The organism is Marinactinospora rubrisoli, from assembly GCF_042664915.1.
Classification (GTDB): domain Bacteria; phylum Actinomycetota; class Actinomycetes; order Streptosporangiales; family Streptosporangiaceae; genus Marinitenerispora; species Marinitenerispora rubrisoli.
Window position 1 is genome coordinate 1 of the sequence record NZ_JBHTBH010000007.1, and the last position, 17,493, is coordinate 17,493.

At 73.7% G+C, this 17,493-nt stretch carries 16 protein-coding genes and 1 pseudogene; 4 read left to right on the forward strand and 13 right to left on the reverse strand.

What is annotated here, in order from left to right; genetic code table 11:
* Window positions 1–239, forward strand: a pseudogene (locus ACFQRF_RS15280) (ATP-dependent Clp protease ATP-binding subunit ClpX); the annotation flags it as partial.
* 89 nt (window positions 240–328) lie between these two features.
* Here ACFQRF_RS15280 and ACFQRF_RS15285 read toward each other — a convergent pair.
* The 5 genes from ACFQRF_RS15285 to ACFQRF_RS15305 all read right to left on the reverse strand — a co-directional run bounded on the left by ACFQRF_RS15285 (window position 329) and on the right by ACFQRF_RS15305 (window position 5,125).
* Entirely contained in the window at window positions 329–655 is a 327-nt protein-coding gene (locus ACFQRF_RS15285; protein WP_379871766.1) for a DMT family transporter, read from the reverse strand.
* Window positions 652–1,011, reverse strand: coding sequence for a DMT family transporter (locus ACFQRF_RS15290; RefSeq protein WP_379871767.1), 360 nt, complete (start codon window positions 1,009–1,011; stop codon window positions 652–654). The genes ACFQRF_RS15285 and ACFQRF_RS15290 overlap by 4 nt, the downstream gene beginning before the upstream one ends.
* Window positions 1,008–1,556: a TetR/AcrR family transcriptional regulator gene (locus ACFQRF_RS15295; protein WP_379871768.1), complete on the reverse strand. Its 549-nt coding sequence runs from the start codon at window positions 1,554–1,556 to the stop codon at window positions 1,008–1,010. Before ACFQRF_RS15295 ends, ACFQRF_RS15290 begins: the two co-directional genes overlap by 4 nt.
* 114 nt (window positions 1,557–1,670) lie before the next feature.
* Window positions 1,671–3,293, reverse strand: a complete 1,623-nt coding sequence (locus ACFQRF_RS15300) for a hypothetical protein (protein ID WP_379871769.1) — start codon at window positions 3,291–3,293, stop codon at window positions 1,671–1,673.
* Between the two features lie 11 nt (window positions 3,294–3,304).
* A complete protein-coding gene (locus ACFQRF_RS15305; RefSeq protein ID WP_379871770.1) occupies window positions 3,305–5,125 on the reverse strand; it encodes a flavin-containing monooxygenase in 1,821 nt (606 codons plus the stop codon).
* Window positions 5,126–5,349: 224 nt separating this feature from the next.
* Between ACFQRF_RS15305 and ACFQRF_RS15310 the strand changes: the two genes are divergently transcribed.
* Window positions 5,350–6,324, forward strand: coding sequence for a LacI family DNA-binding transcriptional regulator (locus ACFQRF_RS15310; RefSeq protein ID WP_379871771.1), 975 nt, complete (start codon window positions 5,350–5,352; stop codon window positions 6,322–6,324).
* Between the two features lie 538 nt (window positions 6,325–6,862).
* On the forward strand, window positions 6,863–7,954 hold the full coding sequence (locus ACFQRF_RS15315; protein ID WP_379871772.1) for an acyltransferase family protein: 1,092 nt from the start codon (window positions 6,863–6,865) through the stop codon (window positions 7,952–7,954).
* A gap of 95 nt (window positions 7,955–8,049) precedes the next feature.
* Here ACFQRF_RS15315 and ACFQRF_RS15320 read toward each other — a convergent pair whose 3' ends face one another.
* The 8 genes from ACFQRF_RS15320 to ACFQRF_RS15355 all read right to left on the reverse strand — a co-directional run bounded on the left by ACFQRF_RS15320 (window position 8,050) and on the right by ACFQRF_RS15355 (window position 16,318).
* The gene (locus ACFQRF_RS15320) at window positions 8,050–9,009 is read right to left on the reverse strand and encodes an alpha/beta hydrolase family protein (RefSeq protein ID WP_379871773.1); all 960 of its coding nucleotides are present in this window, start codon (window positions 9,007–9,009) and stop codon (window positions 8,050–8,052) included.
* Window positions 9,010–9,266: 257 nt separating this feature from the next.
* Window positions 9,267–10,109, reverse strand: a complete 843-nt coding sequence (locus tag ACFQRF_RS15325; RefSeq protein WP_379871774.1) for an EamA family transporter — start codon at window positions 10,107–10,109, stop codon at window positions 9,267–9,269.
* A complete protein-coding gene (locus ACFQRF_RS15330; RefSeq protein WP_379871775.1) occupies window positions 10,099–10,641 on the reverse strand; it encodes a MarR family winged helix-turn-helix transcriptional regulator in 543 nt (180 codons plus the stop codon). The genes ACFQRF_RS15325 and ACFQRF_RS15330 overlap by 11 nt, the downstream gene beginning before the upstream one ends.
* An 88-nt stretch (window positions 10,642–10,729) precedes the next feature.
* Complete coding sequence (locus tag ACFQRF_RS15335; protein ID WP_379871776.1) at window positions 10,730–11,536, reverse strand: GNAT family N-acetyltransferase; 807 nt, start codon at window positions 11,534–11,536, stop codon at window positions 10,730–10,732.
* 201 nt (window positions 11,537–11,737) lie between these two features.
* Entirely contained in the window at window positions 11,738–13,918 is a 2,181-nt protein-coding gene (gene helR / locus ACFQRF_RS15340) for an RNA polymerase recycling motor ATPase HelR (RefSeq protein WP_379872082.1), read from the reverse strand.
* Between the two features lie 209 nt (window positions 13,919–14,127).
* Window positions 14,128–14,553, reverse strand: coding sequence for a VOC family protein (locus ACFQRF_RS15345; RefSeq protein ID WP_379871777.1), 426 nt, complete (start codon window positions 14,551–14,553; stop codon window positions 14,128–14,130).
* A gap of 116 nt (window positions 14,554–14,669) precedes the next feature.
* On the reverse strand, window positions 14,670–15,773 hold the full coding sequence (locus ACFQRF_RS15350; RefSeq protein ID WP_379872083.1) for a winged helix DNA-binding domain-containing protein: 1,104 nt from the start codon (window positions 15,771–15,773) through the stop codon (window positions 14,670–14,672).
* Between the two features lie 5 nt (window positions 15,774–15,778).
* Entirely contained in the window at window positions 15,779–16,318 is a 540-nt protein-coding gene (locus ACFQRF_RS15355) for an aldo/keto reductase (protein ID WP_379871778.1), read from the reverse strand.
* A gap of 171 nt (window positions 16,319–16,489) precedes the next feature.
* Here ACFQRF_RS15355 and ACFQRF_RS15360 point away from each other — a divergent pair, with 171 nt between their 5' ends.
* On the forward strand, window positions 16,490–17,455 hold the full coding sequence (locus tag ACFQRF_RS15360; protein ID WP_379871779.1) for a helix-turn-helix transcriptional regulator: 966 nt from the start codon (window positions 16,490–16,492) through the stop codon (window positions 17,453–17,455).
* Window positions 17,456–17,493: the final 38 nt, after the last annotated feature.

The following is a 17,493-nucleotide window of genomic DNA, read 5'->3' on the forward strand; positions in this document are numbered from 1 at the left end:
AGTTCAGTTCGGACGCGTTGGACGCGATCGCGGAGCAGGCGATCATTCGGGGTACGGGTGCGCGGGGGTTGCGGGCGATCATTGAGGAGGTGTTGTTGTCGGTGATGTACGAGGTCCCCAGCCGCGACGACATCGCCCGCGTCGTGGTCGACCGCGATACCGTGCGCGACAACGTCAACCCGGCCCTGGTACCGCGCGACCGCCCGGCCGGCGGCGAACTGCGGCGGCGGTCGGCCTGACGTCCGGCGCCACCGTCACTCCCGCGCGGCGGTGACGCCCCCGTCGCCGCCCACTGTGCGGACGGCACGTGGGGGCGTCAATGAGGGCGTCAGTGCGCGCCGCCCAGTTCGATGAGCAGGACGCCGCCGGCGATGAGCGCGATCCCCAGGCCCATGACCCTGGTCAGGGGCTCACGGAACAGCACCCGGGACGCGAGCGCGGCGAGCGCGACCCCGCAGGCGACCCAGATGCCGTAGGCGACCCCGATCCCCATGCCCGCACGCAGGGCCAGCGTGAGCAGGCCGAAGGCGGCCAGGTAGCCGGCCGCCACGGCGGCGAACCACGCCGGCCGGCCCCCGGGCCGCGACCCCATCCGCAGCGCGAGGGTGGCGGCCACTTCGCAGCAGATCGCCGCCGCCAGAAAGAGCCAGCTCACGGGGCCACCTCCTCGTTGTCCCTCTGCCCGGCGTGCGCCGCCTGGGAGCCGAGTTCGACGCAGAGGACGCCCCCGATGACCAGGGCGATGCCCAGCCCCATGGTGGCGGTCAGCGGATCGCCGAAGAACACGGTGGCGAACACCGCGGTGAGCGCCACCCCGCTGGCGCCCCAGATGCCGTACGCCGCGCCCAGCGCCACGCCGGAGCGCAGTACGAACGCGAGCGCCACGAAGGCGGCGGGGTAGCCGATCGCCACGGCGGCGTACCAGGCCGGGTGGTCCAGCGCGGCACGGAGGGAGAGGGTCGCGGTGACCTCGGCGAGGATCGCCGCGGCCAGGAACAGCCACTTCGTCATGCCGCGGGTTCCTCCTTCAGCAGTTCACCGGCGACCGCCAGGAGCTGGGCGTGGTCGCGTTCCGGGGGCGGCAGCACGCCGCTGGCCGCGGCGGTCCAGAAGCCGTCCGCCAGCAGGCGGGCGGCGGTCAGGCGGCCGCGGGCCGGGGCGGGCAGATCGTCCGGCAGGGCGAGCCAGGGCTCGAAGCGGCGGACCCAGACGTCCGTGAACGCCTGGCGGTACAGGGCGTCGGAGTAGATCGCGAAGTCCGCGCGGTCGAACTGGACGCTGAGCGCCACCTCGACGTACACGCGGATCCGCTGGTAGACGGTGCTCTCGCCGAACGGCCGCCCGAGCCGGTCGAGCATGAACCGCTCCCACCGTTCGGCGACGTGGTCGACCACGGCGAGCATCAGGGCTTCCTTGGTCGCGAAGTGGTACATCAGCCCGGGCTTGGTCAGCCCGACCTGCCGGGCGGTCGCGTCCAGCGTGATGGTTCCGCCGCCCTCGACGCGCAGGAGTTCGAGCGCGCCGTCGAGGATGCGGCGTTTGGTGTCGGTGCTCACGGCCGCGACTTTACCATCCGGTCGGTAAAGTCGCGGCCGACCGCAGGCCGACGGCGCCCGGGAGCGGGCCGGAACGTCCGGAGCGCGCTCCCGGGCGCCCGGCACCGCACGTGGTCACCCGACCCGAAGCACGCTCCCCTCCCCGTTGGCCGAGAGAAGCAGGGCGCCGTCCGGGCCGACCGCGAGCCCGGCGAACCGGCGGGGCGCGCGGGCCGGGGCGGGGCCCGGTTCGGGCTCGGACCGGGAGACGCCCGGCGGCAGCCCCACGGCCAGGTCCTCGGCGTCGACCCGCCGCTCGCCCGTGGTCAGGGAGATCGCGTGCAGCCGCCGGCCCGCGACGTCCACGGTGAACAGCTCGTCGCCGCGCACGGCCAGCCCCTGGGGCGCGCCCAAACCCTCCGCCACGACGGTGACCGGCGCGGACGGCCCGTCCTCGATGCGCAGCACCGCGCCGCACCGGTCGTCGCTGACGTAACAGCGCCCGTCGGCGTCGACGGCCACGTCCACGGGATGGCCGAGACCATCGGCGAGGACCGTGACCCCGTCGGCGTCGTCGATGCGCACGACGCGCCCCGCGCCGGTCTCCGCGACCAGCAGCGAGCCGTCCGGAGCCACCGCGATCCCGAGGGGCCGGTCCAGCCCGGTCGCCCGCACCCGCGTCGTCCGCCGTTCGGGATCGTGGGTGCGGACGTCGCCGGACTGCGAGGTCAGGTGCAGCAGCCCTCCGTCTGCGGCGATGCCGTGCACGAAATGCAGCAGCTCGTGCGTGACGACGCCACGGGACTGCGGCCCGGCCGCGTCGGGCCCGGGCGGCGCGGGGCTCGCCAGCCGGTAGTGGTCGGCCGCGTACACCGTGCCGCGTCCGTCGATGGCGACGCCGTACGGCCCGCAGAACCCCTGTGGCACGATCTCCCGGGTCCGTCCGTCGGGGTGCATCTCGGTGACGCCGCCGCTGGCGAAGCTGGAGACGAACATCCGGTTCTCGCCGTCGAACGCGGCGTTGTCCAGCCCCGCGATGCCGCTCACGACGAGCGTCCGGGAACCGGAGCCGTGCAGGTCGATGCGGGTGACGATGCCCTCCGCACCCCGGGACAGCACGTGCAGCACGCCGCCCCGGTCGAAGCGCACCGCGACCGGCTCGTGCACGTCCTCGGCGACCAGCTCCGGCGCGCCGCCGTCGGGAGGCGTCCGCCAGACCTGGCCGCTCAGCATGTGCGGGTAGTACAGGTGGCCGTCGGGGCCGAGCTGCATGGCGTTGCCGAAGGCCAGGTCGTCGGCGAGCACCACCGGGTCGCCGCCGTCCGGGAACAGCTCCAGCAGACGGCCGTCCATCCGCATCTCGTTGACGAAGAGCCGGTCGCCCACGCAGGCGATGCCGTTGGGCGCCACCAGCCGGTCCGAGACCAGGGTGAACTCGCCCGCCGGGCCGCGCCGCCACACCCGGCCGGGGGTGAGGTCGGTGATGTACATCGAACCGTCCGGCCCGAAGGCGAGGTCGTCCGGCGCCTGGACCGGGCCGTCCAGGGGCACCACCACGTCGACGTCCCCGGTCGCCGGGTCCACCGCGCTGATCTGGCCGGCGAGGAACTGGGCGACGTACAGCCGCCCGTCGGGCCCGAAGGCGACGCCGTTGGACCCCCAGAGCGGGTTCGGCGGATTGAGCCGCCGCGCCTCCCGGGCGCCGCGTGCGGCCTGCCGCCGGCCGGTGTGGTCGAACCGGTTCGCGCGGGCCGGCACCGTCCGCCCGCTCACTCGGCCCCGGCCAGTACGTCGTCCATGCCGCCCTCCGCGCGCCAGCGCCGCAGCAGTTCGTGGAACGCGACCGGCCCGTCGCCGAAGGATCCGCTGCGCTTGCGCGGCATGCCCTCGTTGTTGTAGTAGCCGGGCGTGCACTCGGCCTGGAACGCGTGCAGGTCGGCGGCCTTCTCCTCGATGACCGTGGCCCAGGCCGTCGCCGCTTCCGGGCTCGGCTCGACGTAGCGGGCCCGGCGCCGGCGGGCCTCGGCCACCACCTCCCCGATGTGGCGGGCCTGCTCGTCCAGGATGTGCACGAAGTTCACGGCGCTGGCGTTCTGCAGCGGGCCGAGGTGGAAGAGGTTGGGGAAGCCGGGGCTGTAGAAGCCGTGCAACGTCCTGGGGCCGTCCTTCCAGGACTCCAGCAGGCCGCCGCCGCCGCGGCCGAACACCGGCAGCTGCCCGGCCAGGACCCCCGAGACACCGACCTCGAACCCGGTCGCGAAGATGAGGCAGTCGACCGGGTACTCCACCCCGCCGACCACGACGGCGTTCTCGGTGATCCGCTCCACCCCGTGGGTGTCCGCGGTGTCGACCAGGGTGACGTTGGGCCGGTTGAACGTCTGCAGGTAGCCGTCGCTGAACGTGGGCCGCTTGCACATGTAGCGGTACCAGGGCTTGAGGAGCTCCGCCGTCTCCGGGTCCTCGACGATCGCCTCGACCCGGGCCCGGATCTCGTTCATCTTCTGGAAGTCGGCGATCTCGTACCGCAGCTCGGCGTCGGGGACGTCGGCGTAGCCGTTGGTGGGGACGAGCTTCTCCTGCAGGCGGCCGGTGGACGTCCACGCGTCGTTCACCAGGTCCTCCTGCGCTCCGCCGCCGTGGACGATCGACAGGAAGTTCTCCATGCGGCGCCGCTGCCAGCCCGGCGTCAGCGACGCGGCCCACTCCGGGTCCGTGGGCCGCTGGCCTCGCACGTCGACCGAGGAGGGGGTGCGCTGGAACACGTACAGGTGCCCGGCGTCGGCCCCGAGGTGCGGCACGACCTGAATGGCGGTCGCGCCGGTGCCGATCAGGCCGACGCGCTTGCCGGCGAGCCGGTGCAGGTTCCCGTCGGCGTCGCCGCCGGTGTAGGCGTAGTCCCAGCGGCTGGTGTGGAAGGCGTGCCCCTGGAAGGTCTCCAGCCCCGGGATGCCGGGGAGTTTCGGCTGGCTGAGCGTTCCGCTGGAGACGACCGCGTAGCGGGCGCGGAAGCGGTCCCCGCGGTCGGTGGTGACGATCCAGTCCAGTTCGGTGTCGTCCCAGCGCAGTTCGGTCGCCCGGGTCTGGAAGCAGGCGTCCCGGTAGAGACCGAACCGGCGCCCGATCGCCATGGCGTGCTGCCGGATCTCCTCTCCCGGCGCGTACTTCCACCGGGGGACGTAGCCGACCTCCTCCAGCAACGGCATGTAGACGTAGGACTCGATGTCGCAGTGGATGCCGGGGTAGCGGTTCCAGTACCAGGTGCCGCCGAAGTCCCCGCCCTTCTCGATGATGCGGATCGACTCCAGACCGGCCTGGCGCAGCCGGGCGCCGGCGAGCAGGCCGCCGAACCCGCCGCCGATGATCACCGCGTCGACCCGGTCGTGCAGCGGCTCCCGCGTGAACGAGGAGTCCGCATAGGGGTCCTCGTCGTAGGAGCCGAACTCACCGGCCACGCTGCGGTACTGCCGGTTGCCGTCGGGGCGGATCCGGCGGTCGCGCTCGGCCCGGTAGCGGGCGCGCAACTCCTCGGGATCGAACCCCAGTTCCTCCGGGTCGAACGGGGTGCTGACAGGATCGCGGGGGGCGGACATGCGGGTGTCTTCTCCTTGACGCTCGATTACTAACGCGCGTTAGCGTACGGTAATCACCGTCGCGGGGAGGTGACAAGGAGTGACAGCTCACACGTGACCGGACCGCCCGAAGCGGAACCCGAACGGCGTCCCGCACGTTCGCGCGCGACGCGCGGCCCCTCCGGCGCCGGCGCCCGTATCATTGCGGAACACCTGTACGAGCGAGTCCGGATGGACGGATGGGCATGAGATCGCCGGCACGACGGGCGACCAGCGCGGACGTCGCGCGCGCCGCGGGGGTCTCGCGCACGACCGTCAGCTTCGTCCTCAACAACAAGCCGGGCCAGAGCATCCCGGAGGAGACCCGGCGCCGGGTCCTGGAGGCGGCCCGCAGCCTCGACTACCGTCCGCACGCCTCCGCGCGGTCGCTGGCCGCCGGACGCAGCGACGTCGTCCTCCTCTCCATCTCGCAGCTGCCGATCCCGGCCAACATCAGCCGGTTCGCCGAGGAGTGCGCCACCACACTGGCCGAGCGGGGCCTGACGATGGTGCTCCATCTGGACGTCCAGGGCCGTCCGCTGGCCGACGTCTGCGCGAGCGTGGACGCCTCGGCCGTGGTCGCGATGGGGGACCTGCCTCCGGAGACCACGGCGGCCCTGCGCCGGACGGGCGTGGCGGTCGTGCTCTCCGTCGGCGGCGACTCGGCCGCCGCGCACCGTGACGTCGGCCGGCTGCAGGCGGAGCACCTGATCGAGCGCGGCCACCGGCGGCTCGGCTACGCCCTCGCGGGGCAGCGGGTACCGCGCGCCATGGCATCGGAGCAACTCCTCGGCGTCGAGGAGGCGTGCGCCGCCGTGGGCGCCGAACCGCCCACGGTGCTGTCGGTCGCGCCGCGGCCGGCCGACGCCGCGCGGGCGGTCGCCCTCTGGCGGGATCGGTCGGTGACGGCCGTCGCCGCCTACAACGACGAGACCGCGCTGGCGGTTCTCGCGGGAATGCGCGAACTGGGCCTCACGGCGCCGGACGACCTGGCCGTCATCGGCGCCGACGACATCCGCGCGGCGTCGCTCGTCACGCCGCCGCTGACCACGGTCGCCTTCGACCTCTCGAACGCGGCGCGGCACCTCGCCGAGGTGGTGGCCTCCGCGCTGGCCGGCGGGGAGGCGCGGCCGGCCGAGGTCTCCTCCGGGCCGCGCGTGGTGCGGCGCGAGTCGGCCTGAACTTCTCGGGGCCGCTGTCGCGACGGTGGAACGGGCGTCGCCATGCCCGCGCCGGTTCGGTGTGGCGCGCGACGGTCCTGAGGGCCGATGACAAAAGGTACCCGTAGCCAACGAATCGGGACCTTCGGCCGATAACGGTACGGGCGGTGTTCTCCCTAGGGTTTCGGCATCCCGCCGATGCCTCGGTGCCGCCTGCGCGCACGGTCGGGCGGTCATTCGCCCCGTGCCCGCAGCTCGCGCGGTATGTCGCCCGGCCCACGTTCCGGGAGAACCCCTCCAAAGGAGAACGTCCCCCCATGTCCGCCACCCACCGGCGCCCTTCTGCCGTCAGGGCGCCAGGAAAGGCGTGTGAATTCGGCGTGCCCGTTCACCACCGCCGGTCGAATGATCCCACCTCGACGTCATCTTCCCCGGGAAAGGAGGGGCGCGGAACGGACGCGCCGGGAGACCACGACGCGCGTTCGCGGCCCCGGCGAGACGTGTTCGGTTCCGGCCGGCCCGGGACCCGCGCCGGCGCTCGGCAGAGGGGCCGCGGCTGATGGGCGCGCACGGTCTCACCAGTGATGTCCGCGGCCCCTCCGGGCCGAAGGAACGCCTCGTGTGGGCGGACGTCGCCAAGGGCGCCTGCATCGTGCTCGTCGTGCTGTGGCACGTCATCATGAAGCACTTCCTGCAGGTCCAGTGGAACATCCCGGTGCCGCTGGCCGGGGCGTGGGGCGCCGCGGGCGAGGTGCTGCTGCCGCTGCGGATGCCGCTGTTCTTCGCGATCTCGGGATTCTTCGCGGCAGGGGCTCTGGCGCGCCCGTGGCGCGTCGTGGGCCGTTCCAAGGTGGCCAAGTTCTTTTACCTGTACGCCCTGTGGCTGCTGATCCACACCGCGGTGTTCTCGTTCGTCCCGGAGGACTTCGACACCGCGCGCGCCGGGAGTTTCGGTGAGCTTCTGGCGCAGCTCACGATCTCCCCGACGAACCTGTGGTACCTCTACGCGCTGGCCCTCTACTTCGTGCTGGCCAAGGTGCTGCGCCCGGTTCCCCCGCTGGTCATGCTGGCGGTGGCGTTCGTGGTGTCCGCCGCGGCGTCCGCCGAACTGATCCCCACGCCCGGTGACCGCAAGGACCTCTTCGAGAACCTGCTGTTCTTCCTCGCGGGCGCCTACGGCAAGTCGTACCTGGCCCGGGTGGCCACCGCGGCCAACTGGCCGCGCTTCTTCGCCGTGGCGGTGCCCTACGTGGGAATCCTCGCGGTGACCTACTACCTCGGCGCCGACACCTGGTTCGGGCTGATGCCGACGATCTCCTTCGTCGCCGTGTTCCTCGGAGTGACCGCGGCCAGCCTGATCACCCGCTGGGAGGCGCTCGCCAACGGCCTGGTGAGCCTCGGCCGGCGGACGCTGCCGATCTACGTGATGCACATGCCCGTGCTGGCGCTGCTGCACGCGGTCCTCGTCGGCCTCATATCGAGCGCCGGCCCCACCGTGCAACTGGTGGTGGCGGCCGTCGAGCCCTTGGTGCTGACGGCGGTGGTCGTGGCCATCTGCCTGGGCCTGTACCGGATCCTGCCGACCAAGTGGCTGTTCGACCTGCCCGGGGGGCCGGTCCGGACGCCCGCGAAGGAAGGCGCCGGCCGGTAGCGGCCCCGCCCGCGTTCGAGGAGGGGGCCGGGACACGACTCAGTCGTGTCCCGGCCCCCTCTGCATGTTCGTGCCGGGCGGAGCGGGCGGTCACCTCACTTGGACTCGACCCGCCCGAAGGCGCCGGGGCCGGACGTCAGCGCGGCACGCGCCGTCTGCCAGGCGGAACTCCCGGGGTAGAGCTCGGTGTGCAGGTAGGCCCAGGTGAGCCGCTGGACCGCGGACACCCGCTCGGGATTCTCGTCCGTGGTCTCGGCGACGTCGTATCCGGAGATCCCGCCGAGCCCGTGCTCCGCGCCGAACAGCGTGAGCAGCGTCTTGCGGCCCGGGGACAGCACGTAGGGATCGGTGTGCCAGGCGGCGCCCCGAACCGTCAGGTGGGCGGATTCGTCCTTGTCGCCGGCGACCACGAGCGCGGGCGTCGACATCCGCGAGAAATCCGTGGTGCGGAGGAAGGAGTAGTTCTCGACCACGAACTCGGTGAGGGCGTCGCCGCCGCTGCCCGGTGCGGCGAGCAGCACGCCCGCCTTGATCCGGGGCTCGGTGAGGTCCACTTCCGTTCCGTCGTCGGGGTCGGTGAGCCGCGCACCCAGCAGCAGGCTCGCGGTGTGGCCTCCCATCGAGTGCCCCGCCACGGCGACCCGGCTCGGGTCCAGGCGCCCGCGGAGCTGCGGGACGGCGGTCTCGATCACATCGAGCCGGTCGAGGATGCGCGTCATGTCCTCGGCGCGCGATCGCCAGTACAAGGGCGCCCCAGGGGTGCCGGGGTCCAGACTCAGCGTCGCGGAGCTGAGGTGGGTGGGCTGGATGACGACGAACCCGTGCGCCGCCCAGAAATCGGCGAGCGGGGCGTAGCCGTGCAAGGAGGAGAGGTGGTTGGAGTGGCCCTGCCCGTGCGAGAGCAGGATGATCGGGAGTTCGGCCCCGGTGACGGGTGCGGAGACGCGCATCTCCAGGTCCACGGCCCGGCCGGGAGCCGGCAGCACCACCGGGCCGACCGAGAGCACGGGCACGGGCGGGCCGACGATGTCGGCCGGGTGGGTCGTTCGACTCATGACGTGTGTCCCTTCAGGGGCCTCCGCCGCCGGCCGTGACGTGGTGGCGGCGGTCGAGGCGGTGAGAAGCGTCCCGCGCGGCACCGCGCGAAGCGGAACGTTGTTCCGGTAAGAACATATGGAACGATGTTCCGGTTGTCAACGCGGTGGCGGAAGCGAGCACGGTGCCCACGACAGCCGGTCCGGGAACGCGCGCCCCCAGCGCGCGCGCCGGCGCGGGTGCGCGGCGAGCGGGCGGTACCCGGTGCGGCCGGTGCTCAGCCCACCGTGACGAGCACCACCGCGGACGTGGCCAGGAGGAGTCCCGCGCCTTGGGCGCCGGTCAGCCGTTCGCGCAGCACGGTCAGCCCCAGTACGGCCGGAATCGCCGGGTACAACGCCGTCAGCACCACGGCCAGGGTCACCGGTTGCTGCCGCTCGGCCAGCGCGAACAACGCCAGCGCCGAAGTCCCCACGGCCCCGGCCGCCATCGCCGTCGCCGCGATCCGCGGCGGCATCCGCGCGAGGGCGCGACGCGGGAGCGGCAGCAGCGCGATGACCGCCACCGAGGTGATCCGGCCGGCCGCCAGGGGCCACGGTCCGGCCGCCGTCCCCGCCTGGGCGAGGGCGAGGAACTGCACGGCGAATCCCACACCCGAGACCAGCGCGAGCAGCGTGCCCGACGCGGAGTCCCCTCCGCTGGACGCGTCCCCGGTTCGGGAGACCAGCCACATGGCGGGCAGCGCCGCGCCGATGCCGCACCAGGCCCACGGTGTGGGCCGGTCGCCCAGCACGGCGACTCCGACCACCACCGGCAGCGCCACCGTCGCCACGTCACTGAGCGGCACCACGACGCTGAACTTCCCCACGCCCATCGAGCGGTACAGGCAGGCCACCCCCACCGCGGTGCCCACGCCGGAGAGAGCGCCCCAGGCCAGCGCCGGCGCCGTCATCCCCGCCGCCGGTACGGCCGGGGCCACGGCCAGGATCAGCAGCGTTCCGCCGATCTGGGCGGCCAGCGCCACGGCCATGCCGTCGGCGCGCCGGGACAGGAGGCCGCTGACGAAGTGGGTGAGACCGAAGCCCCCGGCCGCCGCCAGAGCCAGTAGTTCACCCGTCATCGGGCTGCCGGGCGCGGGAGTCGCGTTCGGCCTGGCCCACGGGGCAGACCCGCCCCAGGTGCACGCAGGCATCGCGATCACACAACCGGCACAGCCGATCGGCGTCGCCCGGTGTCCGGTGCAGGGCGCCCAGCACCTTGGTCAGCAGCCGGTCGAGGTCGGCCCGCTCGTCCTCCTCCAGACCGTCCACCACCTCCCTGAGGGCGTCGGTGCGGGCGGTGAGGAGACCACGGGCCGCCCGCGTGCCGGCCTCGGTGGGCCGGACGGCGACCCAGCGCCCCCACGTGCGCTCCCGCCGCACCAGCCCGTGGTGTTCCAGCCCGTCGACCATGCGGGCCGCCGCAGGCTGGCTCAGCCCGACCCGGCGGCCGAGTTCGGTGACGCTCAGCCCTGGGGAGCGGTCCAGGATCACCAGCGCGGCCGCGGCGCTGGGCCCGACCGCCGCCGCGCTGGTGACGGACGCCAGGAACAGATCGCTCACGGCCAGCGCCGTCGCGCCCAGCAGGTTCGCGGTACGTGCTTCATCATGCATGAGTCATGCATGCCCGAGGTGGCCTGCCTGAAACACGGCGTGGCCCTGAGGAACCCCTCGGTACCGGAACGCGCCGCGCGGAGCCGGATCAGCCCCGCAGGCCGTAGAAACGGATCGGGGAGTTCGGCACGAAGCCGATACGCGGGTACACCGGCGCCCCGGCGGCCGTCGCGTGCAGCGTGGCACGGGTGAGTCCGGTGGCCCGCCCGCCCTCGTACAGCGCCTTACGCGTGACCGCCTCGCCGTAGCCTCTGCGCTGCCACTCCGGGACGGTGGCGACGAGCGCGACGAAGAGCCGACCGTCCGCCGCGAACGTCCCGGCGCACGTCACCGGAACGTCCCCGCGCATGCCCAGGTAGGCGTGCACCTCGGTCTTCCAGAGCGTGGAGCCGAGCAGTCCGTCGCGGCCGTCCGCCAGGGGGAAGCCGTAGCCGCGCGAATTGATGTCCGCGTACGCCCGCAGGTGCTCGTCGGTGGTCACGCGCACGAAGGACAGGTCGGGGTGGACCGGTTCGGGGAGGGGGAGCAGGTCCCCCGCCATGCCCGTCCCGGGAAAGGCGTAGGCGAGGCCGGCCCGCTCGGCCGCCGCCCCCAGCGCGGACCGGGCCTCATCGTCGAGCAGGCCGTCGAAGAGCCACAGGAAGCCCGGGTGCCTCTTCGCGCGCATGATGTCGGCCGCCTGGCGCAGCCGGCGCCCGAGGAGCCGCGCGTCCCCGCCCACGTCGGTCAGCGTGACGCAGTTCCAGAACGCGAACCGGCAGTCGGCCCAGCGAACGGCGATACCCGGAAGGTCGCGCACGTCGGCCTCCGGATCGCGGTCGAGCACCATGGCACGCCAGACGACGGCGAGCTGTTCCGCCGATTCGATGGACTCCGCACGATCGGCCACCGTCACCCCGCAAACCGTCGGCCTCCAGTAACCCTCGGTCATGTCGTACACGAATCCGGTGCCCGGCGCACCGGAATCCCCGAACCGGCGGATCGGAATCCGCCGCGGGAACGCCGTCCCGCGCCGACCCCTGCCCCCGGGAACGGGTCCGCCCGATCGGGAATCGCCCGTGACCGGTGCGGTCCCGGCCGGCCCGGATGTCCAGGGTCAGGAACCCGTGAGAACGACCAGCCGCCGGGTCGCCCGTGTCATCGCGACGTAGCGGTCGACCGCCCCTTCGATCCCCGCACCGAACGCCTCCGGGTCCACGAGGACGACCAGGTCGAACTCCAGCCCCTTCGCCAGTTCCGGGGTCAGGGACCGGACGCGGGAGGTCGCCCGGAACGTGGGATCGCCGATGACGCAGGCGGTCCCCTCCGCGTTCTCGGCGAGCCAGGCGTCGAGCACCGGGCCCAGGTCCGAAACGGCTCCCTTGACGACGGGGACGCCGCCGCTGCGGATGGAGCGCGGCACGTTGGCATCCGGCAGCGCGGCCCGGATGACCGGCTCGGCTTCGGCCATGACCTCCTCCGGCGTCCGGTAGTTGATGCTCAGGGAGGCCAGGGTGATGCGGTCGAACCCGACACGTTCGAGCCGTTCCCGCCACGACTCCGTGAACCCGTGCCGGGCCTGGGCGCGGTCACCGACGATGGTGAAGCTCCGGGACGGGCAGCGCAGCAGCAGCATCCGCCACTCCGCGTCGGTCAGTTCCTGCGCCTCGTCCACGACGATGTGGGCGAACGGGCCGGCCAGCGGGTCCGGGTCGGCGCCGGGCAGCGCCGCCTCGTCCACCAGGCCGTCCTGCAGGTCCCGTCCGCGCAGCATCGTCACCACGCCTTCGCCGTCGTCGTCCGCCTCGACCAGGTCCTCGATGACGGTGGCCATGCGCGCGCGTTCGGCGGCCACGGAGGCGTGGTAGCGGCGGTTGCGCCGTGCCGCCTCGGGGTCGCCGAGCCGCTGCCGGGCCGCGTCCAGGAACGGCAGGTCGGAGACCGTCCAGGCCTGGGCGTCCGCGCGCTGCAGCTTCCGGATCTCCTCGCCGGTGAGCCAGGGCGCGCACATGCGCAGGTAGGCCGGCACCGACCACAGGTCTCCCACCAGGTCGGTGGCCTCCAGCAGCGGCCACGCGCGGTTGAGGGTCCTGATCAGGTCCGCGTTGCGCAGCAGCGACGTCCGGAGCAGGCCGGGCGACACATCCCCATCGTCGTGCCCGCCGTGCCGGTCGGCCAGGATCGCGGCCAGCTCCGCGAGGATCTGCTCCCGTGCTTCGTTGTGCGGGGTCCCCGGCTCCACCGCCTCGAACGCCTCGGCCCAGTCGCCGGCGCTCAGCCAGACGTCGGCCCAGGGCGTCTGGACCGGCATCCCCTCGGTGGGCGGCCGTTCGTAGAACCGGACGGCCGGTTCGATCGCCGTCACCAGTTTCGCGGCCGACTTCAGGCGGGCGGCCTCCGGGTCGGCCTCGGCCGTCGCAGTGGCCCCCTCGGGAACGAGGTCCCGCAGCGTGCAGGTCTGCACGCCCTCCTCGCCCAGGCTCGGCAGGACGTCGGCGACGTAGGCCAGGTAGGGCTGGTGCGGCCCGACGAACAGCACGCCGCCCCGACGGTGACCGAGGCGCGGGTCGGAGTAGAGGAGATGGGCGGTGCGGTGCAGGGCGACGACGGTCTTCCCCGTCCCCGGGCCGCCGTCGACGACCAGGGCGCCGGCGGACCCCGCGCGGATGATCGCGTCCTGGTCGGCCTGGATGGTGCCGAGCACGTCCCGCATCCGGGCCGATCGGTGGGCGGCCAGGCCGGCGATGAAGGCGGACTGGTCGTCGAGCGCGGCGTGCCCGTCGAATCCGTCCGCGGTGAACACCTCGTCCCAGTAGTCGGTGATCCGGCCATCGGTCCAGCGATACCTGCGGCGGCTCGCCAGGCCCATCGGATCGGCGTGCGTGGCGGCGAAGAACGGCTCGGCCGCGGGAGAGCGCCAGTCGACCAGCAGGCGGCGCCCCGCGTCACCGGTGCCGTCGGTCAGGCCGAGCCGTCCGATGTACACCGGTTCGGAGCCGTCCGCGCCGACGATGCGGCCCAGGCACAGGTCGAGGCCGAACCGGCGCAGCGCGCGCAGCCGCGCGGTGAGCCGGTGGATCTCCAGGTCCCGGTCCAGCACCTCCCGGCCATTGCCGCGGGGCGCCTTGCGCCTGGCGTCGAGACGCTCGGACAGGTCGGCGATCGTCCGTTCGAGGCTCGCCGCGATGGCCGCGAAGTGCCGCTCGTCGGCGGCGATCAGCTTCGGGTCGGCCTTGGCGGAGCGGGGGCCGGAAAGGTGGAAGACGCTGGTGACCTGGGGGTTCACGTCGTCTCCCATGCCATGGGTTCTGATCACGGTCGACGATTCTGCGGCATGACCGGGGTCTTGCCGCAAGCCCCCAGGTGCGCTATAGATTTTCAGTGGAGGGGAGTGGCCGGAATCCTCCGCGACCACTCCCTGATCCGTGCACCTTCGACGGACGGCCCGCGGCGACGCGAGGCCGCCGGGAGCCGCACGGGCGGGTCGGCGGCACGCGCCCGGTCCGGTCAGGCCGCGGGGTACTCCGCCGCGACGTCGAGAACCCAGGTGACCCCGAAACGGTCCGTGAGCATCCCGTACAGCGGCGACCACTGCGACGCTTCCAGCGGCGCGACGACCGTGGCGCCGTCGGACAGCTTCTCCCAGAGTTCGGTGATCTCCTCCTTCGAGTCACCGCGCAGCGAGACGAAGAAGGGATCGTCGCCCCGGCTCCAGGGGCGGCCGGCCGGCACGTCGTAGGCCATGACGTGGAAGCCGTTCCCGGCGCGGACCTGCCCCCAGACGACCCGGCCGGCCTCGGCCGGGTTCTGGACGGCGCCCATATCCCCGTAGGTCATGGCCACCAGTTCCCCGCCGGAGACGGACCGGTAGAACTCAAGTGCGGCGCGGGCCTCGCCGCGGAAGTTCAGGTGGACGACGGTGCTGACGGTCACGGAACGCTCCTAGCGTGCGGTGGGAATCCGGGTGCCGGTCACCCGGTGGGCGGTCACTCTTCCGGGAGAAGAGGTCAGGTACCGGCCGCTTCCGATGGCCGCGGCAGTGGCCTGCGTTACACCGGTGACGCCGCCACGCGGACGCGGTGCCGCGCGCCCTCGGACAGGAACGCCGCCAGGCCGCTTCCTTCCTCGGCGACCTCGGCGCGCTCGGCGCGGGACAGGCGGCGCAACGGCGTGACGACGACCGTCCCCGCGTCGACGGTCCACGTCGCGGCGACCCTGCCGTCGACGAGAACGGCCCGCTCACCCGCGACGGACAGGCCGCGGTGGGCGTCGTCGACGATCCGGCCGCGGTCGTGGTAACCGAGGAGGGCGTTGTCGAACGCTGGAAGGAACCGCACCGGGGCCGGGGTGTCCGGGTCGGGCCGGGCGGCGTCCGGGAGGTCGAGCAGTTCACGGCCGCGCTCGTCCCGGAACGCCACCAGCTCGCCGCGCACCGCGGCCACCGCGCGCGGCAGCCCGGCCAGGCCGCACCAGGCGCGCAGGTCGGCCGAAGCGGCGGGACCGTACGCGGCGAGGTAGCGCCGGACCAGCGCCTCGCCCACCGGATCTGAGCCGTCCGTGGCGGGCGGGGCGGCCGGACGGCCCAGCCACGACGACAGCCGGACGTAACGCGCCCCCGAGGTCATGCGCCACACCCCGCGCGGCGGGATCTGGACCACCGGCACCAGGGCGGCGACCACCGTCTCGCCCAGCGGGCGCGCCCCCGCCTCCGGCCAGCGGGCGGCGAGCGCGCGCCCGATCTCGCCCATCGAGCGCGGCTCACGGTCGGCCAGCACCGCCGCACCCGCCGCCGCGAGTTCGCCGAGGTCGATCCCGTCGAGGTCACGGCGGTACACCCCCAGCATCCGCTGACGCAGCATCGCCGCATGCCGGGACCGCCAGGCCAGCGCGTCCTCGGCGGTCACCAGGTGGACCGTCCGCCGCATGAGGTGCGTCCGTACCACCCCGCGCTCGACGAGCAGGCCGGACAGCATCGCCGGGGTGAACACGCGCAGCCGCGACCAGAGCCCCGTGAAGGGCTCCTGCGGCTCCTGAGCCTGCAGGCCGCACAGGTGCGCCACGGCGTCGAGCACCCCGACGTCCGCGCGGTCGAGGAGGAACTGCCGGGCCAGCGTCGCACGGTTGAGGGCCCGGGCGCTGAGCCGGGTGGCCATGGCGGTCACGCGGCGGCGCGGTCGGCGAGCGTGCGGCGGCGCAGCTCCGTGCGCTCCACGGCCGGCGGCGCATGGACCACGTCGAGCTTGCGCTCGTCGGTCATGTGCCGGGGCGCCCAGCGCATCCGCGCGGCGTGCGCGTCGGACGGCCGCCCCTTGCGGTGCCGGCCGGTGAGCAGCCCCATGGCCAGAGGGCTCCACACCAGCGTGCCCATCCCGTAGCGCCGGCAGACCGGCGGCACCTCGCGCTCGATGCCGCGGTTCAGGATCGAGTACGGCGGCTGCTCGGTGCGGAAACGCTCCAGCCGGCGCCGGTCCGACACCCGGTGGGCCGCCACGATCTCCGAAGCCGGCAGGCCCGAGCAGCCGATGCCGCGCACCTTGCCGCCGCGCACCAGGTCGGTGAGGGCGGACAGGGTCTCCGCGATGTCGGTCGCCGGGTCCGGGTGGTGGACCTGGTAGAAGTCGATGTGGTCGGTCCGCATCGTGCCGAGGCGGTAGGGGCTGACCCGGATGCCGGTCCGCCCGAGAGCGCGTGTTCGCAAGGTGATCGTGTTCCCTTCGAGTTCGGCGTGCGCCGCGGGCCGGTCCGGGGGACGGTGCAGCGGAGCGGCCGGGGCGCACGGACCCCGGGCCGGCCCGGCCTGCGGTGCGTGTGCTCACTCTCGCGGGAGAAGCGGACAGGAACGGTCCGCTATATCGGCATGATGGATGCCATGCGTCACACTTCCGGGCGGCTGCTCGCCCTGCTGTCCCTGCTGCAGGCCCGGCGTGACTGGCCGGGGCCGCTCCTGGCCGAGCGCCTTGCCGTGAGCCCGCGCACCGTGCGCCGGGACGTCGACCGGCTGCGCGAGCTGGGCTATCCGGTACGGACGATCAAGGGCCCGGACGGCGGGTACCGGCTCGACGCGGGCACGAACCTGCCGCCGCTGCTCTTCGACGATGACCAGGCCGTCGCGCTGGCGGTCGCGTTGCAGCTCGCCGCGGCCTCCGGGGCCGACATCGGTGAGGCCGCGGAGCGGGCGCTGGCGACCGTGCGCCAGGTCATGCCGTCCCGGCTGCGGCACCGGATCGACGCGCTGCAGGTGACCGCCCTCGAGCGCGACGCCCCTCCCCGGGCCGATGCCGCGGTCCTCAGCACGCTCGGCGCCGCGGTCCGGGCCCGCGAGGTCCTGCGGTTCGACTACCGGCCTGCCGCCGGAACCGGGGACGAGGCCGCGCCACCGCGCCGCGCGGAGCCCCATCACCTCGTCGCCCGGGCAGGCCGCTGGTATCTCCTCGCCTGGGACCTGGACCGTGCGGACTGGCGCACGTTCCGCGCCGACCGGATCAGCCCGCGCACCCCCACCGGCCCACGGTTCACCCCGCGCGCCGTGCCGGGAGGCGACGTGGCGGCGTTCGTGGCGGGCCGGTTCCGCGGCGGGGGCGAGCAGGGCGCCTGGCCGTGCCGGGGCGAGGTCGTCCTCGCGCTCCCCGCCGCCGACGTGCTCCCCTACGTCGGCGACGGCGTCGTGGAGGAGCTCGGCCCGGACCGCTGCCGGCTCGTGCTCGGCTCGTGGTCATGGACGGGGCTCGCCGCCGCCCTCGGCCGGTTCGACGCCGACATGGAGGTCGTCGGCCCGGCCGAGCTCCGGCAGGCCGCCGCCCGTCTCGCCCGCCGCTACGCCGACGCGGCCGGCTGAGCCGGCCCGGCCGCGTCGAAGCCGGGACCGCGCGCCTC